Origin of the sequence: Oceanobacillus piezotolerans, from assembly GCF_003665065.1 — a bacterium.
Taxonomy (GTDB): domain Bacteria; phylum Bacillota; class Bacilli; order Bacillales; family Amphibacillaceae; genus Oceanobacillus; species Oceanobacillus piezotolerans.
This window is the reverse complement of sequence record NZ_RCHR01000002.1, coordinates 198585-221349: the sequence shown is the minus strand read 5'-3', so window position 1 is coordinate 221349 and position 22765 is coordinate 198585. Positions and strand designations below refer to the sequence as shown.

20 protein-coding genes are annotated in these 22765 nt (G+C 37.4%); all 20 read left to right on the top strand.

From position 1 onward, the window contains the following. The first annotated feature begins 44 nt into the window (after positions 1-44). The 20 genes from D8M04_RS05475 (at position 45) to D8M04_RS05385 (ending at position 22748) form a co-directional block, all read left to right on the top strand. Positions 45-608, top strand: a complete 564-nt coding sequence (locus D8M04_RS05475; RefSeq protein WP_121521908.1) for a DUF6470 family protein — start codon at positions 45-47, stop codon at positions 606-608. Between the two features lie 511 nt (positions 609-1119). Further along, positions 1120-1566, top strand: a complete 447-nt coding sequence (fliW, locus tag D8M04_RS05470; RefSeq protein ID WP_121521907.1) for a flagellar assembly protein FliW — start codon at positions 1120-1122, stop codon at positions 1564-1566. Continuing rightward, positions 1566-1790: a carbon storage regulator CsrA gene (gene csrA / locus D8M04_RS05465; RefSeq protein WP_121521906.1), complete on the top strand. Its 225-nt coding sequence runs from the start codon at positions 1566-1568 to the stop codon at positions 1788-1790. Before fliW ends, csrA begins: the two co-directional genes overlap by 1 nt. A gap of 74 nt (positions 1791-1864) precedes the next feature. Further along, on the top strand, positions 1865-2236 hold the full coding sequence (gene flaG / locus D8M04_RS05460) for a flagellar protein FlaG (protein ID WP_121521905.1): 372 nt from the start codon (positions 1865-1867) through the stop codon (positions 2234-2236). A gap of 15 nt (positions 2237-2251) precedes the next feature. Continuing rightward, positions 2252-3778 carry a flagellar hook-associated protein 2 gene (locus D8M04_RS05455; protein WP_246001125.1) on the top strand — a complete coding sequence of 509 codons (1527 nt, stop codon included), beginning with the start codon at positions 2252-2254 and terminating at the stop codon, positions 3776-3778. A gap of 24 nt (positions 3779-3802) precedes the next feature. Next, positions 3803-4198: a flagellar export chaperone FliS gene (gene fliS, locus D8M04_RS05450; RefSeq protein WP_121521904.1), complete on the top strand. Its 396-nt coding sequence runs from the start codon at positions 3803-3805 to the stop codon at positions 4196-4198. Positions 4199-4200: 2 nt separating this feature from the next. Then, on the top strand, positions 4201-4554 hold the full coding sequence (fliT, locus tag D8M04_RS05445; RefSeq protein ID WP_121521903.1) for a flagellar protein FliT: 354 nt from the start codon (positions 4201-4203) through the stop codon (positions 4552-4554). A 247-nt stretch (positions 4555-4801) separates the two neighbouring features. Continuing rightward, on the top strand, positions 4802-5356 hold the full coding sequence (hpf, locus tag D8M04_RS05440) for a ribosome hibernation-promoting factor, HPF/YfiA family (RefSeq protein WP_121521902.1): 555 nt from the start codon (positions 4802-4804) through the stop codon (positions 5354-5356). Positions 5357-5622: 266 nt separating this feature from the next. After that, the gene (locus D8M04_RS19970) at positions 5623-5790 is read left to right on the top strand and encodes a hypothetical protein (protein WP_158595081.1); all 168 of its coding nucleotides are present in this window, start codon (positions 5623-5625) and stop codon (positions 5788-5790) included. 320 nt (positions 5791-6110) lie between these two features. Continuing rightward, on the top strand, positions 6111-8624 hold the full coding sequence (gene secA / locus D8M04_RS05435) for a preprotein translocase subunit SecA (RefSeq protein ID WP_121521901.1): 2514 nt from the start codon (positions 6111-6113) through the stop codon (positions 8622-8624). A 66-nt stretch (positions 8625-8690) separates the two neighbouring features. Further along, positions 8691-9792 (top strand): peptide chain release factor 2 gene (gene prfB, locus D8M04_RS05430; RefSeq protein WP_121521900.1). Its coding sequence is split into 2 segments (ribosomal slippage): positions 8691-8762 and positions 8764-9792, totalling 1101 coding nucleotides; the frame shifts between segments, so codons are not numbered across the junction. Between the two features lie 254 nt (positions 9793-10046). After that, positions 10047-10394, top strand: a complete 348-nt coding sequence (cccB, locus tag D8M04_RS05425; RefSeq protein ID WP_121521899.1) for a cytochrome c551 — start codon at positions 10047-10049, stop codon at positions 10392-10394. A gap of 351 nt (positions 10395-10745) precedes the next feature. Next, positions 10746-11432 (top strand): cell division ATP-binding protein FtsE, encoded by a 687-nt coding sequence (gene ftsE / locus D8M04_RS05420; protein WP_121521898.1) that lies wholly within the window; start codon positions 10746-10748, stop codon positions 11430-11432. After that, complete coding sequence (gene ftsX, locus D8M04_RS05415) at positions 11422-12315, top strand: permease-like cell division protein FtsX (RefSeq protein ID WP_121521897.1); 894 nt, start codon at positions 11422-11424, stop codon at positions 12313-12315. Before ftsE ends, ftsX begins: the two co-directional genes overlap by 11 nt. A 129-nt stretch (positions 12316-12444) precedes the next feature. After that, positions 12445-13872 carry a murein hydrolase activator EnvC family protein gene (locus D8M04_RS05410; protein ID WP_121521896.1) on the top strand — a complete coding sequence of 476 codons (1428 nt, stop codon included), beginning with the start codon at positions 12445-12447 and terminating at the stop codon, positions 13870-13872. 350 nt (positions 13873-14222) lie between these two features. Then, positions 14223-15686, top strand: coding sequence for a S41 family peptidase (locus D8M04_RS05405; protein WP_121521895.1), 1464 nt, complete (start codon positions 14223-14225; stop codon positions 15684-15686). A gap of 177 nt (positions 15687-15863) precedes the next feature. Further along, a complete protein-coding gene (locus D8M04_RS05400; protein ID WP_121521894.1) occupies positions 15864-17054 on the top strand; it encodes a PDZ domain-containing protein in 1191 nt (396 codons plus the stop codon). 247 nt (positions 17055-17301) lie between these two features. Further along, positions 17302-19284: an excinuclease ABC subunit UvrB gene (gene uvrB, locus D8M04_RS05395; RefSeq protein ID WP_121521893.1), complete on the top strand. Its 1983-nt coding sequence runs from the start codon at positions 17302-17304 to the stop codon at positions 19282-19284. A gap of 8 nt (positions 19285-19292) precedes the next feature. Next, positions 19293-22172 (top strand): excinuclease ABC subunit UvrA, encoded by a 2880-nt coding sequence (gene uvrA, locus D8M04_RS05390; RefSeq protein WP_121521892.1) that lies wholly within the window; start codon positions 19293-19295, stop codon positions 22170-22172. A gap of 225 nt (positions 22173-22397) precedes the next feature. Beyond that, complete coding sequence (locus D8M04_RS05385) at positions 22398-22748, top strand: YojF family protein (RefSeq protein WP_121521891.1); 351 nt, start codon at positions 22398-22400, stop codon at positions 22746-22748. The last annotated feature ends 17 nt before the right edge of the window (positions 22749-22765 follow it).

The following is a 22765-nucleotide window of genomic DNA, read 5'->3' as shown; positions in this document are numbered from 1 at the left end:
TTCTTGTTTTACCTAATGGATAAAAAATGGAGGAGGGATGTTCCATGGAGATACCACAAATTAGAATGAAAACGCAATATGCTCAAATCCAAATTCAGCAAACACCTGGAAAGCAGGAAATAAGCCAGCCAAAAGCAGAATTGACGATTAAACAGCCTTCAGCAGATATATCCATTCGTACCACTCCTGGTAAGCTAGATATTGATCAGACCAAAGCATGGGAAGATATGAACTTAATGCATATTTTTAAACGAAACAAACAATTTGCCCAAGAAGGAAAGCAAGCTTTAATGGAGGGCATAGCTAGAAGAGTGAGACAGGGAAACGAATGGATGAGAATTGAAAATGGTGGAAACCCACTAGCATCCCAAGCAGCTCAGAATGCTTACGATTCCATGAAATCACTTGGTATTAAATTCATTCCTTCCCATTTTGCTGTAGAAACGAATTATCAACCTGCAAATGTGGATATTCAGGTACAGGTGAACAAGCCAATCATCGATGCTAATCCACAAAAAGTGCAGCATCATTATCAGCCCGGTAGAGTAGAGACTTCATTAAAGCAGCATGCTGATTTAGAAATTGATTTTGTTAATATAACGATTTAAAGAATGGCTGTTTATGGAAAAATATAGATAGACTTCTGATTAGTTTAATTCAGTATAGTGCATAAAACCCGCTCCGGAAATACACTGCGCTTTCCACGGGCGGCTGCTGAGCCTCCTCGAGACATACGTCTCTGCGGGGTCTCATCTAGGCCTGTCCTCCCGTAGGAGTCTCCGTGTATTTCCTCCGCTAATTAGTGCTCTAAACTCTTAAACTATAGATGGTAAACGCACAGTTAAACATAAGTGATTGTAGCGGAGGGCAGTCGACTCCTGCGGGAAAGCGAAGACGCTGAGACCCCGCAGTGAGCGGTCTTTGCGAATGAGGAGGCTCAGCGCGAGCCCGCGGAAAGCGTACTGCCCGCAGCGGAAATCACAAGCGAATATTTTTAGTTTAGTGTTTTTACGCTAAAAATTGAATTAAGTTAATTCACATTATCTATCAAATACGAAAGATTAATAGTAAAAACTATAAAAAATTAGAGTATACAATGAAAACCTAGAGGTGATGATGATGAAATTACAAACCAAGTACCTTGCTGAAGTAGAAATAGACGACGATAAAATAATCCATTTTCCTAGTGGGATTCCGGGATTTTTAGAAGAAACGGACTTTGTATTACTAGATCTTCCAGAAAACCCTGCCTTTCAAATCCTGCAATCCATAAATAATGTTAATGTAGCATTCATTGTAACAAATCCTTATCTTATCTACCCAGAATATACGTTTAACCTGGATGACTCTACAATCGAAACATTAAAAATAACGGATGAGAAACAAGTAGCTGTATTTTCTATTGTTACCTTAAAACGACCATTCCAAGAGAGCACACTTAATTTAAAGGCTCCTATTATTGTTAACTCAAATCAGCTAATTGGAAAACAAGCTATATTAAATATGGAAGAGTATTCTTCAAAAGCAGCAATCCATCCAATTTCTGTAGAGAAAGGAGTTAAATAATGCTTGTCTTAACTAGAAAACGTAATGAAGCAATTCAAGTTGGAGATGACATTGAAATTAAAGTGATTGCGATTGAGGGAGATCAAGTGAAAATTGGAATTACAGCACCAAAAAGTGTTGGCATTTATCGTAAAGAAATCTACGTAGATATAGAGCAGCAAAACAATGAAGCAGCGAATATATCATTCGATTTACTAAAGGCATTAAAAGATTCGAATAAGTAAAGAATTAACATTTAAAATATCTCCTCCATAACCGATATTAATAGTAATGATAATTGTTAAGGAGATGCATGGCGATGGCAATAGATAAAGTATCAACTGGATCCGAGCCTCCGCTAATAGTAGAAGACATCAAGCGAATAACATCACATACGGAAAAAGCTGGGGATCTAAATCAGGTAAGCAAAGAAGAAAAAGCACAATATCCCACTAATGAGAATGTAACGAAGGAAGCATTACAGGGCGCAGTAGCTTCTTTAAATGAGTTTATTAAACCAATCCGGACGAATTTGAAATTTGAGTTACATGAGCGATTAGAGCGATATTACGTATCTGTCGTGGACTCGGAAACAAAGGAAGTAGTAAAAGAAATTCCACCTAAAAAAATGCTGGATATGTACGCAGAGATGGCAGAGTTTATGGGATTTTTAATAGATGAAAAAATATAAGGAGATGATTCCTTTATGAGTATGCGAATTGGTGGATTAGCCAGTGGAATAGATACAGATACTATTATAAAAGATTTAATGAAAGCAGAGCGTATTCCACTTGATAAACTGGAACAAGACAAAACTATTCTAGAATGGCAGCGAGATAAATTTAGAGAAATAAATACAATAGTTGCAGAGCTAGATAAAATGCTTTTAGACATGCAGCTGACTAGTACATATAGCACGAAGAAAGCTAGTTCTTCCATGGAAAGTGCAGTGACGGCCAGTGGGAATGCGAGTGCTGGTGAGGGAACTTATCGTATTAATGTAACCCAGCTTGCTAGCAGTGCGATTAATTTTAGCCAAACAAAATTAGATAGAGCGGGTTTAAACGAAGCTATCCAAAGTTATATCGATGACCCCGCTAATCTTAATGCTAATGGAGAAGTAACTTTCTCCTTTTTCTCTTATGGTGAAGCAGATGAAGAAAACAATATTCCAGCTGGAATGCAGGAAAGAATAGTAATACTAAAACAAGGTGATACGATAGACGATGTAGCGAGTAAAATCAATGCTGCAGACAATAATGTACGAGCTTTCTTTGATGAAAATTCTGGAAGATTTATGATTGAAACAAAACGTACGGGAAACTACAATACGGATGAAAATCTATACGGTGGTAAAGAAATTGGATTTAATAACACTGGCTTTTTTAATACAGTACTTAAACTAGATTATACAAAGGAACAAGGCGGAGAAGATGCCGAATTCAGCTACAACGGAGTATCAGGCTTCAAATCAAAGGATAACTCCTACACCATGAACGGAATTACCTTCCAGTTCACCAACGAGACCAATGGTGATGCTGTTCTTACACTAAACAACGACGTCGACGCAGCAGTAGAAAAGATCACTGAATTCGTTGATAAATACAACGAACTAATAGAACTTCTAAACGAAACACAAACAGAAGAAAAATATCGCGATTATCCGCCATTGACTGATGCTCAACGGGATGATATGGAAGAAAAGGAAATTGAGTTATGGGAAGAGAAAGCGAAAAGTGGAATTTTAAGAGGAGACAGTATTATTTCCTCGGCTCTGTTTACCTTAAGACAAGGCTGGTTTAAAACGGTTGGTTCCACTGGTGCCTTTGACTTAATAACGGACATCGGAATTTCCACTACAAGGGATTATTTAGATGGTGGAAAGCTAGAAATTAACGAAGATAAACTAAAAGAAGCTCTTCAGAAAGATGCAGAAAGCGTATATAAACTTTTCGCTGGAGAAGGGGAGACAAAAGGCTTAATCGATCATCTGGATGAGTCCCTTGGAAATCTAGAATCTCAGATTGAAAGACGTGCTGGGAAAAGTACGGATTCCGCTTTAGATAATTACACAATTGGAAGACGTATGGACGATTTAAATGATCGAATCGATGCTTTTGAAGATCGTCTCACACAAACAGAAGATCGTTACTGGAGACAGTTTAGTGCAATGGAAAAAGCAATCTCCATGATGAACCAGCAATCTGCTATGCTGATGTCTTTCGGCCAGTAACCAATACGAGGAGGGGATTGAGGAATGAATAAAGCCTATCAAACATATCAGAACAATGCAGTCAATACTGCTTCAGGCGGGGAACTAACCTTAATGCTTTATAATGGTTGTATGAAATTTATTAAACAAGCAATCAGGGATATGAGCGCGAAAAATTATGAAGCAAAAAATACAAACATTCAAAAGGCGCAAAACATTATTCAGGAGCTAATGATTACACTTGATCCAAAAGTAGAAATCTCAAATCAAATCATGCCATTATATGATTATATTCATTTCCGTTTGAAGGAAGCAAATGTCCAGAATGACCCAGTAATACTTGAAGAGGTATTAGGATTTGTAACTGAATTTCGAGATACTTGGAAACAAGTTATCTTAAAAACAAGACAACAGCAATATGACCAAGGCGCTAGAGTTTAAAAATGAATCGAATCAAACCAATCTTTGAATTGACCAAACAGATGAAAGCTATTCTGGATCAAACCATGACGGCTAAAAATAGAGAAGAAATGATAAATAAGGTAAATAACTTACTTGAACAAAGAGGTATGGAAATGGAATCTATTAATCCACCATATACCGAAGATGAAAAACAGCTTGGAAAAGAGCTTCTCCATTTAAATGAAGGAGTACAGAGGCAAATTGAAGCGGCATTTTTGGAATTAAAGAAGGAAATGAAGCAAGTTAAACGCCAGAAAGCCTCAAATAAAAAATATCTCAATCCTTATCAAAATGTACAAATAATGGATGGCAGATATTTAGATAAAAAGAAATAATTTATACTGTATTAGAGTTTAAAAACAGAGATGCATGCGTGTCTCTGTTTTTTTATATATAGAGAATACGAAATTCTACTCCAAAGTCGATTTATCTTTTAAATAATTTAATGAATCACTGATTCAGGAAAAATTAATCTAAACTATATATCAGAAAAGACAGAATTTAGAAACAACTAGAAGTTTAAAAAGGAAAAAACGGGGTATATATTGTATAATATAAGTATAAGGAAGGGGGATATTCATTATGAAATTTAACATCCGTGGAGAGAATGTAGAAGTAACTGGTGCAATTAGAGAATACGTAGAAAAGAAGATTAGTAAATTAGAAAGGTATTTCGAAGCTCCACTAAATACAGAAGTTCATGTAAATATTAGTGTTTATAATGACGAACAGCGAATCGAAGTAACGATTCCGATGACTGATCTATTACTGCGTGGAGAAGTACAGCATCTTGATTTATATGCAGCCATTGATTTAGTAGTAGACAAATTAGAAAGACAAATTCGTAAATATAAAACTAAAATTAATCGTAAAACTCGTCAAAACGGTGCCCCTAAATACGCTTTTGCTGAAATGGAGAAAGAGTCCATTGAAGCGCAGGAGTTTGATGAAGATGAAATTGAAATTGTTAGGACAAAACGATTTAACTTAAAACCAATGGATCCAGAAGAAGCAATACTGCAAATGGACATGCTTGGACACCAATTCTTTGTTTTCACTAACGATAAGTCAGGTGAGTCTAATGTCGTATATCGACGCAAAGATGGAAGATATGGTTTAATTGAACCTAACGTTTAAAAATATCAATGAGAGAAGCGGTGTTTCTAATTAGAAGCACCGCTTTTAATTAATGTCTTTGACGAATATTGTCGAATACTTATAAGGAACTTAAAGGTTTAATGATGAGAATGATGATAAGCAGTAAAATGGGTCTATTTTACTGTAAAAATCAATAAATCACAGACATATATTGTCGAATTAGCAATCATTTTAGCGAAACATGAATTCGTAAAACTTGCTAGCATGTGATAAATATAAGATAACAAGTTGATAGGAGGAGGACAATGACCGAAGAGGAGAGAAGCACGCTATTGCATTTGTCGAAAAAAGTAAAACAGCAGGAGCAGACTATTGCTCAGCTGGTAGAAATATTAGCTGCAACAAATCGAAGAATAACGGACCTGGCAAGCAAACAAGAAAAACATCAAGTATACTCCGATATTGCCAACTAGAAAACTATTTCCCCCAAATAGACCTCATGTTTCCTCATTTACCAGAGAGTACCCTATCCCCCGGGTACTCTCTATTGTTGTTCTGCTCTTTGTTAATCCTTCACCATTCAGTTGTAATAAATTATTATCTAATGTTATTATTATAATAATGGAATACGGTGTGTGTTCCAAATGAGGATCAATGGCAGAATTAAGTATCATTTTTCTTATATAGTTGGGAATTTAATATATTCACTAAATATATTGCTTAGGAAAAGTCTTACCTTTTCTAACATGAAAAAAGGCTTACTAGTATTGATTTGAATTGAGGAGCGTAAATAATGGCAGGATTATTGACGAAAATATTCGGTGATGGCAATAAAAAACAACTAAATCGTATGCAGAAGAAAGTAGATCAAATAGAAGCGCTTGAACCAACAATGGAAAAACTAAGCGAGGAAGAACTTCAACAAAAAACTGCAGAATTTAAAGAGCGTATTAAAAATGGAGAAACGCTAGATGATTTATTAGTGGAAGCTTTTGCTGTTGTTCGTGAAGCCTCCAAGCGCGTATTTAATATGCGCCCCTACAATGTACAGCTAATAGGTGGGATGGCCATTCATGAGGGCAACATCGCTGAAATGAAAACTGGGGAAGGTAAAACACTGGCTTCCACACTCCCTGCTTATTTAAATGCGTTGGAAGGAAAAGGGGTCCATATTATCACGGTGAATGAATACCTGGCAGATCGTGATGCAGCGGAAATGGGCAAGCTGTTCCAATATCTTGGCTTGACTGTTGGTTTAAACGGGAATGGCCTCTCCAAGGAAGAGAAAAGAGAAGCCTATCTGTGTGATATTACGTATGGAACAAATAATGAATTCGGCTTCGACTATTTAAGAGATAATATGGTGCTTTATAAACATCAAATGGTACAAAGGCCACTAAACTTTGCAATTATTGATGAGGTTGACTCCATATTAATTGATGAAGCAAGAACCCCGCTTATTATCTCTGGTTCAGCGAAGAAGTCTGCTTCGCTATATCAACAAGCGAATAGCTTTGTCGTTACATTAAATGGAGAAACCGACTATACCTATGATGAAAAAACAAAAGGTGTCAGGCTAACAGAAGAAGGGAATAATAAGGCCGAGAAGTTTTTCCATGTCGAGAATCTATACGACTTGGATAATGTATCCTTGACTCACCACATTAGCCAAGCATTAAAAGCACATGTATCGATGCATAAAGATGTAGATTACATGGTACAGGACGGAGAAGTCGTTATTATTGACTCCTTTACTGGTCGATTGATGAAAGGACGTCGCTATAGTGACGGTTTACACCAAGCAATCGAAGCGAAGGAAGGCCTGCAAATTCAAAATGAAAGCATGACCTTAGCTTCCATTACCTTCCAGAACTTCTTCAGAATGTATAATAAGCTTGCTGGTATGACAGGTACAGCTAAAACGGAAGAAGAAGAATTCCGAAATATTTATAACATGGATGTTATTGTCATTCCAACGAATCGAGAAATCGTTCGTGACGATAAAGCGGACCTTATTTATAAAACGATGGACGGGAAATTCCGTGCTGTAGTAGAAGAAATAAAGGAACGTAATCAAAAGGGACAGCCAGTTCTAGTTGGTACGGTTGCGGTGGAAACATCGGAACTTATCTCAGCATATCTTAAAAAAGCAGGAATTAAGCATAATGTATTGAATGCAAAGAATCACTTCAAGGAAGCAGAAATTATTGAAGGAGCTGGACAAAAAGGTTCCGTAACGATTGCAACAAACATGGCTGGTCGTGGTACCGATATTAAACTAGGAGAAGGCGTAAAAGAACTTGGTGGGCTTGCTGTCATTGGTACCGAGCGACATGAATCCCGTCGTATCGACAATCAGCTCCGTGGTCGTTCTGGTCGTCAAGGAGATCCAGGGGTTACCCAGTTTTACTTGTCGATGGAAGACGAGTTAATGCGTCGTTTCGGTTCTGACAACCTTAAAGCGATGATGGATCGTTTAGGAATGGACGATTCACAGCCAATTGAGAGTAAAATGGTATCCCGTGCTGTAGAATCGGCACAGAAACGTGTAGAAGGTAACAACTTTGATGCTCGTAAAACTGTACTTGCTTATGACGATGTTTTACGGGAACAGCGTGAAATTATTTATAAACAGCGCTTTGAAATTATTGACGCAGGAGAGAACATTCGTGAAGTTATTGAAAATATGATTAAATCCTCTCTTGAGCGTGTTGTCGCGACACATACCCAGGATAATGACGAAGCGAATTGGAACCTCCAAGCAATAGTAGATCATACCAAGGGTAATCTTTTAGATGAAGATTCTATTTCGGTTACCGATCTTAAGGATAAGGAAGCAGATGAACTCATAGACTTTATCTTTGGGAAAGTACAAGCAAAATACGATGAAAAATCTCAGGAATTGACTCCGGAGCAATTCCAAGAATTCCAGAAGGTGATCGTATTACGCGTAGTAGATACAAAATGGATGGATCATATCGATCAAATGGATCAACTGCGTCAAGGGATACATTTACGTGCTTATGGACAAAATGATCCATTGCGTGAATACCAATTAGAAGGCTTTAATATGTTTGAAGAGATGGTTGCAAACATTGAAGATGAAGTAGCGAAATATATTATGAAGGCTCAAATACGTGATAATCTGCAACGTCAAGAAGTGGTTAAAAATACTCAAGCAGTTTCTGGTGATCAAGAGAAGAAAAAAGCGCGTAAACCATTTGTAAAACAAGTGGATGTTGGCAGAAACGATCCATGTCCTTGTGGTAGTGGAAAGAAATATAAAAACTGTCATGGAAAAAATTAAAAAAGAGTGGTAACACTTCCTTCTATGGAGGGAGTGTTTTACTGAGAGAATGTATGAGGTGAAAGTATGGAACTAGCAGAAATTAGAAATGAATTAGAAAAAATAGCATCAACAATTGAAAACTTTAGGGGGTCTCTTTGACTTAGATGTAAAAGAGGAACGTCTAAGAGAACTTGAGCAGCGAATGACTGACCCGCAATTCTGGGATAAGCAAGATGAAGCGCAAAAGGTTATTAATGAATCAAACCAGTTGAAAGAGGTCATTAATAGCTTTCGGAGCATGGAAGAACGTTATGAAAATATGGAAGTTTCCTATGAACTTGTAAGAGAGGAAAATGATCAAGAGCTATTTGATGATCTAAATGAAGAATTAACTTCCTTCATGAAAGATGTTGATGCTTTTGAATTACAGCTCTTATTAAGTGAACCATATGATGCCAATAACGCAATTCTAGAATTGCATCCAGGAGCAGGTGGGACAGAGTCGCAGGACTGGGCTAGCATGCTGCTTCGTATGTATCAGCGCTGGGCGGAGGATCGAGGCTTTAAGGTAGAGACAATTGACTATTTACCAGGAGAAGAAGCTGGAGTGAAAAGTGTAACACTGCTCATTAAAGGTCATAACGCGTATGGTTATCTAAAAGCAGAGAAGGGAGTCCATCGTTTAGTTCGAATTTCTCCTTTCGATTCTTCAGGCAGACGTCATACTTCATTTGTATCTTGTGATGTTACGCCTGAAATGTCAGATGATGTTGATATTGAGATACGTTCAGAAGATATTAAAGTAGACACTTATCGTGCAAGTGGTGCTGGTGGGCAGCACGTTAACACAACAGATTCTGCCATCCGTATTACACACTTGCCAACCAATATTGTAGTTACTTGTCAAAATGAGCGTTCACAAATAAAGAATAGAGAAGCAGCAATGAAAATGCTGAAATCAAAACTTTATCAACTGGAGATCGAAAAACAACAGCAAGAACTAGCCGAGATACGTGGGGAACAAAAAGAAATCGGCTGGGGTAGCCAGATTCGTTCCTATGTTTTCCATCCCTATTCCATGGTTAAGGACCATCGAACCAATACGGAAGTCGGGAATACTCAAGCTGTAATGGACGGTGAGATCGATCCGTTTATTGATGCATATTTGCGATTACAAATTAAATAAAACGAAGCAAAAGGGCAGTGTTATAGCTGCTCTTTTTTTATTAACAAACAAGTAATTATTCCTTGTTTTCTATTAAAATCTCTTTAATTTCTCCTTTTCGATAATTTGCCATAAATGACGATAAATGCTGTCTGCTAAGGGTTAGTCACCATTTGCATGGGAAATGAGACGCATAGCAATATTTAAAAAAATAGCAGAAGGGGTATAATAGAGACATTAGAACATTTATTAGAATGAATAGGGGGGATTTTTTTATGAAAAAAAGCTTATTGACTTTATTCTTTTTATCGATGCTAGCACTTGCTGCTTGTGGCGACGGAGAAGATGGAGCTAGTGAAGAGCCTGATGATAATGGAGCTGCTGAAACAGAACAAGGTGAAACAGTTTCGGCTGGTGAAGAGGAATATGCAACGAACTGTGCAGCTTGTCATGGTGCGGATCTGTCTGGAGGAGTAGGTCCTGCATTGAATCAGATTGGTTCAAAATATACACAGGATGAAATAGCTGAAATCGTACAGAATGGAATTGGGACAATGCCTGCCCAATCTGTTGCTGGAGAAGAATTAGAAAATCTTACTTCCTGGTTAGCGGAAAAACAGTAGATTATTTTACAGGAGAAAGCCTGGCTGCTTGTATAAGTGGACAGGTTTTTTTGTCTAAAGACCTATTGAATGTATTAAGGTTTTATGGTATGTCCTGTAAGGTTATGAACATTATTGTAGAGAGGAAAGCAAATATTAGCCTTGTCATCAAAGGATTGAAAAAAACATGAAAAATTTCAAGGACTTTACATAAATACCAATAATGAAATATAAATGTAATATTATTTAACCTAAAATTATTGGCGAAAAATGATATAATGTAGAAGGTTAATTGTCAGCTACATACTAAACTAGTAGTGATAGATTAAAATCGACAATTTACAATATTAATATTTGTAAAGGTGATTATGTATGATAGAAATGAATAATGTTTATAAAACCTATCCTAATGGTGTTACTGCACTAAATGGCGTGAGTATAAAGATTGAGCAAGGTGAATTTGTCTATATCGTTGGACCTAGTGGAGCGGGAAAATCGACATTTATTAAGCTGATATATCGAGAGGAAAAACCCACCGAAGGTTCTATTTTAGTTCAAAATACAGACTTAGTGACAATTAAAGAAAAGAATATCCCGTATTTTCGTCGAAACATTGGCGTGGTATTCCAGGACTTTAAGCTTCTGCCAAAGATGACAATATATGAAAATGTTGCATTTGCTCTAGAAGTAATTGAAGAGTCCCCTCGTAATATACGTAAACGTGTAATGGACGTTTTAGAAACAGTTGGCTTGAAAAACAAAGCTCGTTTTACACCAAACGAACTATCTGGTGGAGAGCAGCAGCGTGTTTCGATTGCACGTGCTATTGTTAATCATCCTAAAATCGTCATCGCTGACGAACCAACAGGAAACTTAGACCCCGAAACTTCTTTAGATATTTTGAGAACATTTGAATCAATCAATGCGAAGGGCACTACCGTTCTTATGGCTACGCACAGTAAAGCATTGGTTAACGAATTTAAAAAGCGTGTTATTGCGATTGAAAGTGGAATTATTGCACGAGATGAAGATCGAGGAGAGTACGGCTATGAAATTTAGAACATTATCCCGGCACATTAAAGCAGGCAGCAAGAACATCATAAGAAATGGATGGATGACGGTCGCTTCGATTGGTGCGGTAACGACAACCTTAATATTAGTAGCAGCATTTCTTGCCTTAGTTCTCAATCTAAATGAGATGGCAAATAACATAGAAGACGATGTACAGATTAATACGTTAATTGACTTAACAGCAACTCAAGAAGATGTTTTAGCATTAGGTGAGCAAATAAAAGAAATTAACGGTGTAGAATCCGTCAGCTTTTCTTCAAATGACCAGGAGCTTGAAAAGCTTATATCAGGCATGGGTGAAGAAGGCGATGCATGGAATATGTTTGAGCAAGATAATCCATTGAATCACGTTTATGTGGTCAAGGCAGCAAACCCAGAAAATACAGAACCAATTGCTGCTGAGATAGAAAAATTCGACCATGTTGAGAAAGTGGTATTTGGACAAGATGTTGTAGACCAATTATTTACCTTTAATAATTATGCTAGAGTAATAGGATTAGTGCTTATCGCAGCCCTTGTATTTACAGCGATCTTCCTTATCTCTAATACAATCAAAATTACAATCATGGCAAGAAGCAGGGAAATTGGAATCATGAAACTGGTCGGTGCTACTAATGGATTTATCCGTTGGCCATTCTTTATTGAAGGGTTATTACTTGGAGTGTTGGGTTCTGTTATTCCAATTGCGTGTATATTAGTAGGTTACTATTACTTAGATAACTCATTAGCAGGAACTGTCTCCTTCAGTTTCGTAGAAGTATTGCCATTTAATCCATTTGCATGGCAGTTATCTCTTCTTGTTTTAGCTATTGGAGCTTTGATTGGTGTATGGGGAAGTGTCATGAGTATTCGTAAATTCCTTAAAGTATAAGTGATAATAGAAAGGTTAAGCTTTCCTTTCTGGCAAGATAGTTAGGAAATACCTGCTAATTAGCTGGTATTTCCAAAAACATACATAGTTTATCCAAATGTAACTCTATGAAAGTGAGGAATCGAGAAATTGAAGAAAGTTTTGTACGGTTTGTTAACAGCTGGTCTATTGTCAACAATGATTGCTACTCCACTGGCAGTTTCAGCTGAATCAGTAGGTGATGTTGAGAAGGAAATTGAAGCCATTCAAGAGGAAAAGAAAGAGATTGAAGAGAAACAGAGCGGAATAGAATCGAATAAAAAAGACACTGAAAAAAAGATTAATGAAAATTTAAATCAACAGACGTCGGTAGAAACAGAGATTAATAGTATTGATAAAAAGCTTAAAGATACGAATGATAAAATTACAACAAAAGAGAATGAAATTGAAACAACAAACCAGGAAATTAAAAAATTAGAACAAGAAATCAACACATTAAAAAATGAGATTAATGAGTTGATTGAAAAAATAGAGAAACGAGATCTTCTATTAAAAGATCGTCTTCGCTCCATTCAACAAAGTGGTGGAGAAATGAATTACATGGAAGTGATTTTTGGTGCAAAGAGCTTTGGTGACTTTATCAGCAGATCCATTTCTGTTTCCACCATTATGGGACAAGATAAAGAGATTATGGATCAACAAAAAGAAGATAAAAAAGCATTAGAGGCAAATAAAAAAGAAGTAGAAAACAAAAAAGCTGAAGTTGAAGATAAGAAAGTTGCATTAGAAGCGCAGAAGGAAGAATTAGTAGCATTAAAAGGTCAATTAGACGACCAGCTAGCTGAAAAAGAATCTCTAATGGCTCAACTAGAGGAAGAACATGCAGAATTGGAAGAGATTGCTCTAAGCTATGAAGAAGAGCAAGAGATTTTACAAGCGGAAGCAGCTGCCAAACAAAAAGCATTACAGCTAGCTCAAGATAAGAAGAGTGAACTGGAACAACTTGCTAGAGAAGAAGCTGAGAGACAAAAACAAGAACAAGAACAAAAACAAAAAGAGCAGGAAGCAGCAAATAACAATTCAGGCTCAAATCGCTCAAACGTCTCAAACGGTTCAAATGGTTCAAACGATTCGAAAAAGGATACTGTTTCCACCCAGCCATCTCAAGGAAACTCGGGTGGAATATTCAGCCGACCTTCCAGCGGTAGTATTTCATCTCATTTCGGTATGAGATTCCATCCAATCTTTAATTATAACAGGCTACATGCTGGAACAGACTTTGCTGTTGGTACTGGTACTCCTTTGGTAGCCCCAGCTGATGGAGTTGTATTCCGTGCAGGTTGGGTCGGAGGATTTGGTAATACTATTATGATTACCCATAATATTAATGGAAAAACCTATACAACCGTATCTGCTCACTTAAGCCAGATTAATGTTTCTGTTGGACAAGCAGTAAGTGAGGGTCAAGTGATTGGTGCAACAGGAAATACAGGAGATTCTACAGGACCACATCTACACTTTGAGGTTCACGTAGGTGGTTACGGAAACCCAGTAAACCCAGTTCCGTACTTAAAATAAGAAACTAGAGAAAAGACATTGCACATGCCAGTGCGGTGTCTTTCTTTTTTCTTGACTACTCAGTTTACCTAATGCGGGTTAAAATCATAGTCATATTGGATATATAATGGTATCATTTTTAATACGTTAGAATTCGCTTAGGCAGTTCATGTTTCACGTCCCTAATATAAGAAAAAAGAACAAAATGTATCCGTCGCGTTACAGAATTTTCTATAAATAAGGGTATTTTACATTTTCTGAAATATAATATGATAGTGTTGTTAGTTATAATTGTTTAATTAAGGTAAAATAATACTTATGGAAGCACAGAATGGAAGGATTCTATTATTACAATTTATTGAGGTGAAAAAATGAAAATAAAAAAATCCCACTTAACTCTCTTATTAGTTGCGGCTTTATTGGTAGGCGTTGCTGGTTCATATATATTCTTGCAAGTTGCCCCTTCTAATAATACAGAGTCTTCATTGGATTTTGCTGCAAATGATGACTCACAAACTGCTAAAAACAAAGAAAAAGGTGAAACGCCAGAGAATTTAAATAAGGTTGCTCAGGCGTACTCATTAATTCAACAAAATTATATTGAGGATATTGATGATACACAACTAATTGAAGGTGCTATCGAAGGAATGTTAGCTACACTTGAGGATCCACATAGCTCTTATTTAGATGTAGAAACCAATAGTCAATTTAATGACCAAATTGAATCTTCGTTTGAAGGAATAGGTGCTGAGGTTAGTATGGTCAATAACATTGTCACCATAGTCGCACCAATTAAAGATTCACCAGCTGAAAAAGCCGGGCTGCGTCCAAATGATCAGGTGTTATCTGTTGATGGAAAGAGTTTAGAGGGTCTCAATTTAAATGAGGCAGTTGCCAAAATTCGTGGGGAAAAAGGATCGGAAGTAGTTTTAGAAATTCTCCGTGCAGGTGCAAAACCGTTTGATGTAACCATTGTTCGTGATGAAATTCCAGTTGAAACCGTTTATAGTGAACAGCAAGAGGTGGATGGCAAGCTGACCGGAATTATCGAAATTACGAATTTCTCAGAAAAAACTGCAGAAGAATTTAAAACACAGCTAGATGCACTAGAAGAAGAAGGAATCGAAGGGCTGGTTATTGATGTACGAGGAAATCCAGGCGGGTTATTAAATGTGACAGAAGAAATACTTTCTATGTTTGTCCCAGAGGATATTCCTTACATACAGATTGAGGATGCAGACGGAAATCGTACTCCATTCTATTCCAATTTATCTGAGAAAAAAGGATACCCCGTCAGTGTGTTGATCGATGAAGGAAGTGCTTCCGCATCTGAAATTATTGCAGTAGCACTCAAAGAATTAGGGTATGATGTTGTTGGTCACACCAGTTATGGAAAAGGTACCGTCCAGCAAGCGGTACCAATGGGAGACGGCAGCTCAATAAAACTCACAACAAATAAATGGCTTTCACCAAATGGTGAGTGGATCAACGAGAAAGGTGTAGAGCCAACTATAGAGGTAAGTCAGCCGGATTATTACTATGCGAATCCAATTGTTATAGAAGAACCTCTCAGCTTTGATCAATCCGATGAGGCAATCGAGAATGCACAGATTATGCTGGATGGATTAGGGTATCAAACCGGAAGAACAGACGGCTACTTTAGCAAGGAGACAGAAGAAGCAGTTCGTAAGTTCCAAGCCGATTATAAGCTGAAAACTACTGGTGTAATTGATAAAGAAACTGCTGGTGTCATAGAGGCAAAAGTTGTAGAAAGTATCCGCAATGGTGAAAACGATATTCAACTAGATAAAGCATTAGACCAATTGTATAAATAAGTAGGAGATTATTACCAGGGAAATAACGACAACAAAATCGATACTTAGACAGATTAGATTAAATCCGTGGGTAGTCCCCACGGACTTTCTTTTTCATTCCGCTGAAATAAGCAGGATAATGACGAATTTAAATAGAATATATCAATAGTTAGGCATCGATGTTAGGAAGGTGATTAGATGGTTGAAGAATGGGCTTTTGAATTAGGGAAGGGAATAGGAAGAGTATTTTTGAATCCACTTTTATATTGGGCATTCTTTTTAATAGTATTAGCTGGTATAAGAAGAATCAAAAAAGAAAGATTAGATTTTGGTACCAAGATTTTTGATGTTTTTTCTGAATGGAAAGGTTCATGGAAGCTTTCTATTATTTTTGGCCTTATTGTTTCTATTATTTCGCTTGGAATAGGTATGGTAATTCCCTACGAAAGTCTATTGCTTTTAGCAATTATAACGATTATATTAAGTATTTTTTTACATTTTCATACATTGTCTGTAGCCTATACAATCGGGGTTACATACCTTGTATTGTTATTTTTGCCGTTTCTAATGGAAAATCAGACAGTGCTGAATCCCGATTTATTTTCAGAAACTAATTTTACAGCCTTATCCATTCTATTAGGTATCTTCTTATTTGTGGAAGCATTTCTTACTTTTACAGTGAAGCGTAATGAAACATTTCCAAGCCTGACTTTAAGTAATCGTGGTATCTGGATTGGCAAGCACCAAGTAAAACGAATGGCTATTATTCCATTTTTTACTCTTCTTCCAACTGGATTAATAGGTCCTATAGGTGATTATTGGCCAATGTTAGATTTTGGCCAAACTTCATTTTCTCTTATTCTATTTCCGATGCTAGTAGGGATTGATTTTTCTGTAAAAGGAAGCTTACCAATTCATGCTGCAAAAAGGCAAGCAAAACAAATTCTTCTGTTAGCTATTGTTGTTACAGTCTTGGCAGCTGCCAGCATCTATGCTGTTTGGCTATCGTTTGCTTCTGTCATTTTAGCTATTACTGGTAAGGAATTTATCCGTTATCGTTTTCGAACTCAAGACCGTACAAATATGGCTTATTTCCAGCCAGAAAACGATGGATTAAAGATTGTTGGGATTATTCCCGGAACAACAGCAAGCCGCTTAAATGTATTCGTTGGAGAAACGATCGCAAAAGTAAATGGAAAAAGAGTTTATACAGAAAAAGACTTTTATCTTGCATTGCAGGCAAGTGGAGCATACTTCAAGCTCGATGTTCTGGATGATGCCAAGGAAGTACGGTTCGTTCAAGGAGCGATGTATGAAGGGGATCATCACGAACTTGGTTTTGTATTTGCATCAGCCCCGCATCATTTAAATAAACAAGCAGCAAATTGATTATAAGGACTTCTATCTAATAGTTTGTGTTTTAAAAGGAAGGTAATATAAACGGAAAGTCAAGCATCCTATTTTACCTGAGTTTTTGAACAGTAACTATTAAGATAGAAGTCATTTTGCGTATGATTTGATAGGTATGAATATGGGTAAAATATTAATATGAGCAATTCAATCGAATATCTGTTCGATTTTATGATAAAATATGATATAGTATGGATAGTTAAGAACGGAACGGAGGCGGAATGTTTTGAATAAGAAGTTTGAGCTTGTATCAAAGTATGAACCTTCTGGTGACCAGCCTCGAGCAATTCAGGAAATAACAGAGAATATACATGCTGGAAAACGTCATCAGACATTACTTGGTGCAACGGGAACAGGAAAGACGTTTACCATTTCCAATGTAATTAAAGAAATTAATAAACCTACATTGGTGATTGCTCACAACAAAACCCTTGCAGGTCAATTATATAGTGAATTTAAGGAGTTCTTTCCAAATAATGCAGTTGAGTATTTTGTAAGTTATTATGATTATTACCAGCCTGAGGCATATGTGCCGTCAACAGATACATTTATTGAAAAGGATGCAAGTATTAATGATGAGATTGATAAACTTCGCCACTCGGCAACATCAGCATTGTTTGAAAGAAACGATGTACTGATCGTTGCCAGTGTTTCATGTATATACGGTCTAGGTTCCCCAGAAGAATATGGAAGCCAAGTATTATCCTTGCGAATGGGGATGGAAAAGGACCGTGACCAGTTATTGCGGGATCTCGTAGATGTTCAATATGCAAGAAATGATATCAATTTTCAACGTGGGACATTTCGGGTTCGTGGAGATTCTGTTGAAATTATTCCTGCATCTAAAGAAGAGCACTGCATACGCGTTGAATTTTTCGGGGATGAAATTGATCGAATTCGTGAAGTAGATGCACTAACGGGCGAAATTATAGGAGACAGAGAACATGTAGCAATATTCCCAGCATCTCACTTCGTTACTCGTGAAGAGAAGATGAAACTTGCGATTGCTAATATTGAAAAAGAATTGGAAGAACGATTAAAAACGTTACGCGATGATAATAAATTACTTGAAGCACAGCGTCTCGAGCAACGGACTAACTATGACTTGGAAATGATGCGGGAAATGGGATTCTGTTCTGGGATTGAGAACTATTCCAGACATCTGACTTTAAGAGAAGCTGGTGCAACACCTTATACATTACTGGATTATTTCCCAGAGGATTCATTAATTGTCATTGACGAGTCTCACGTAACCCTTCCACAGATTCGTGGTATGTATAACGGTGACCAAGCGAGAAAGCAAGTTTTAGTAGACCATGGCTTCCGTTTACCTTCTGCCCTGGATAATCGTCCATTAAAGTTTGAGGAATTTGAGGAAAAAGCCCATCAGCTTGTTTATGTCTCCGCAACTCCTGGTCCATATGAGCTGGAGCATACTCCGAAGATGACGGAACAAATCATTCGTCCAACTGGATTGCTTGATCCTGAAGTAGAGGTTCGCCCAATTGAAGGGCAGATTGATAACTTAATTGGAGAAATTAATATGCGCATCGATCGAAATGAACGAGTGCTTATTACTACTTTAACGAAGAAAATGTCTGAGGACCTAACAGATTACTTGAAAGAAATAGGCATGAAAGTTGCCTACCTTCACTCAGAAATTAAAACATTAGAAAGAACAGAAATTATTCGTGATTTACGCCTTGGTAAGTATGATGTGTTAATTGGTATTAATCTATTAAGAGAAGGATTGGATATTCCTGAAGTATCGCTTGTCGCCATCTTGGATGCAGACAAAGAAGGGTTCTTGCGTTCAGAACGTTCTTTAATCCAGACGATGGGACGTGCAGCGCGTAATGAAAATGGGCGTGTTATTATGTATGCAGATAAAATCACGGATTCTATGCGAAAAGCAATTGATGAAACATATCGTCGGAGAGAAAAGCAGATTGCCTATAATAAAGAACATAACATTACACCGAAGACAATTAAGAAGGATATTCGAGACTCTATTCGTGCAACAGTTGCTGCAGAGGAATTGGAGCAATATGATAGTAAATCGAAACAAATTGCAAACCTTCCAGTGAAAGAGAAGGAAAAGATCATAGAGCAAATGGAAAAGGAAATGAGAGAAGCTGCCAAAGCGCTTGATTTTGAAAAAGCAGCGGAGCTTCGTGATATTATACTAGAATTGAAAGCTGGAGCGTGAGAAACGAAATGGCAAATAAATATATTCAAATCCAGGGAGCGAGAACCAATAATCTAAAGGATATAGATGTAAAAATTCCAAAGAATAGCCTTGTTGTTATTACAGGGCTATCTGGTTCTGGGAAATCTTCTCTTGCTTTTGATACAATTTATGCAGAAGGACAACGAAGATATGTAGAATCCCTGTCTTCTTATGCTAGGCAATTTTTAGGCCAAATGGATAAGCCGGATGTCGATGCCATTGATGGTCTATCCCCTGCAATTTCGATTGATCAAAAGACCACAAGTAAAAACCCTAGATCTACAGTTGGTACCGTAACAGAAATCTATGATTATTTACGTTTATTATTTGCACGTGTAGGTCATCCCATTTGTCCGAAACATGGAATCGAAATCTCCTCTCAAACGATTCAGCAAATGGTTGACCGGGTTATGGAATACCCGGAACGTACAAAAATGCAGATTCTTGCACCGGTTATATCTGGGCGTAAGGGTGAGCATGTAAAAGTGCTTGAAACACTAAAAAAAGAAGGATATGTACGTATACGTGTAGATAAGGAAATGCGTGAAGTAACAGAAGAAATTAAACTAGATAAGAACAAAAAACATTCTATAGAAGTTGTTGTCGACCGTGTGGTTGTCAAGCCAGGAATTGAAGGTAGACTAAGTGATTCAATCGAAACAGCATTAGGATTAGGAAGTGGAAACATTATTGTGGATGTAATGGGTGAAGAGGAATTAATTTTCAGTGAAAACCATGCATGTCCCATTTGCGGCTTCTCTATTGGAGAGCTTGAGCCACGCCTATTCTCCTTTAACAGTCCATTTGGTGCATGTCCGAGCTGTGACGGTTTAGGAAGTAAGTTGGAAGTGGACCTGGAATTGGTGATACCTGATTGGGATCTATCCTTAAATAAAGGAGCTATCGCACCATGGGAGCCAGTTAGTTCAAAATATTACCCACAGTTGCTAAAAAGCGTTTGTGATCACTATGACATCAACATGGATATTCCTGTTAAGGATATTCCAAAGGATCAAATGGATAAAATTTTATATGGAAGCGGCACAGAGCAAATCCATTTTTATTATGAAAGTGAATTTGGCAAAAAGCATGACAGTCATATTTATTTCGAAGGGGTTATGAACAATGTCGCGCGCCGCTACAGAGAAACTTCTTCTGATTTTATCCGTGATACGTTAGAAAAGTATATGTCTGAAAAAAAATGTAATACTTGTAAAGGACATCGTTTAAAAGAAGAAGCTTTGGCAGTTAAGGTTAATGGATTACATATTAGTAATGTAACCGATTATTCTATTGTGGAAGCAAAGGACTTCTTTCATGGACTTGAACTGTCAGAGAAAGAACAACAAATAGCAAAGATGATTTTAAAAGAAATAGAAGATCGGCTTAATTTCCTTGATACGGTAGGCTTGGAATACTTAACATTATCGAGAAAAGCAGGAACACTATCGGGAGGGGAAGCACAGCGAATTCGCCTAGCTACCCAAATCGGCTCCGCATTGACTGGTGTCCTATATGTACTTGATGAGCCATCCATTGGGTTGCACCAGCGTGATAATGATCGCTTAATCGGAGCATTAAAGCAAATGCGTGATTTAGATAATTCTTTAATCGTTGTAGAACATGACGAGGATACCATGCTTGCAGCAGATTGGCTAATCGATATTGGACCAGGTGCAGGAGAGCATGGCGGTGAAGTAATTGCCAGCGATACGCCAGAAAATGTGATGAAAAACGAGAATTCTATAACAGGCAGATATTTATCTGGAAATGATTTTATTTCATTACCAACACAACGGCGAAAAGCAGATAAGCGTAAATTGGAAATAATCGGAGCAACAGAGAACAACTTGAAGAATGTATCAGTCAAGATTCCAATTGGTTTATTAACTGTCGTAACAGGCGTATCTGGCTCTGGTAAAAGTACCTTAGTAAATGAGATTCTCTATAAATCTCTTTCTAAACAGCTTTATCGTGGCAAACACAAGCCGGGTCAGCATAAGAAAATCAAAGGGTTGGAATATGTTGATAAAGTAATCGATATTGACCAATCCCCAATTGGTCGTACACCAAGATCAAATCCGGCAACATATACAGGTGTATTTGATGATATTCGTGATGTTTTTTCTCAAACCAATGAGGCGAAAGTTCGCGGATATAAAAAAGGTCGCTTTAGCTTTAATGTGAAAGGCGGACGCTGTGAGGCCTGTAATGGAGACGGAATTATTAAAATTGAAATGCACTTCTTACCAGATGTCTATGTTCCTTGTGAGGTATGCCATGGAAAACGCTATAATCGCGAAACATTAGAAGTAAAATACAAAGGAAAAAACATTGCAGATGTATTAGAAATGCGTATTGAAGAAGCATTGGACTTTTTCTCTGCGATTCCGAAGATTAAGCGGAAAATTCAAACACTGGCAGACGTTGGTCTAGGCTATGTCCGATTAGGACAATCAGCAACCACACTCTCTGGCGGGGAAGCTCAACGTGTGAAATTAGCAAGTGAACTGCACAAACGTTCTACAGGTAAAACTTTTTATATTTTGGATGAGCCAACAACAGGGTTGCACATACATGACATTAAGCGGCTTTTAGCTGTATTGCAGCGTCTGGTTGATAATGGTGACACCGTATTAATTATAGAGCATAATTTAGATGTCATTAAATGTGCTGATCACATTATTGACCTTGGACCTGAAGGAGGAGACAACGGAGGACAAATAGTTGCTACCGGTACGCCAGAACAAATCGCTGATGCCTCCGATGTTTCCTATACTGGAAAATATCTAAAAACAGTTATCGAACGAGACAGAAGCAGAATGGAGTCATATTTGGCAGAAAAAGAAGAAGTCAGTACAAAGTAACATCAGAAACAGCAGCCTGGAACAGGTTGCTGTTTTCATATGATGGACTACTTTACGTAGCAAGCAAACAACGAGAGAGGCAGGACTATTATCTAAAATAATGGAGGCGGTAAAATCTTACAGAGTTAGCCAAATACCAAAATTAATTATATTAACCGTATAAAAACTTTGACTATCCCTTCCTCATTGGGTAACATTTATTTACAAGGAATTGGAGGAACGAAGATGAAACCAATTGAAATCGATAAGGTACAAGACAAACTAGAACATTTTAAGAATAAGCAAATTTACATACATCTTGAAACGACAAATGGGGCATATGCAAGTCACTTCAATCAGGACAAATATAATGTTGGTGCATACATCCGAAATGCAAAGGCCTCTTATCACCAAGCAAAAATCGTTGGAGATGGAAAGTCTTTTCGTGTTGGCTTAAAAATGGAGATAGGCTGGATTTATGCGGAAGGGTTAACAGACTGGGAAATGCTTGATTCGAAATTATTAATGGCAGGCCACGACCGTGAAGGACGATTAATGGTATCTCTTCAAATAAGTGAAACTCCGTTTAGTTACTAGTGCACGTTTAAGAAGGG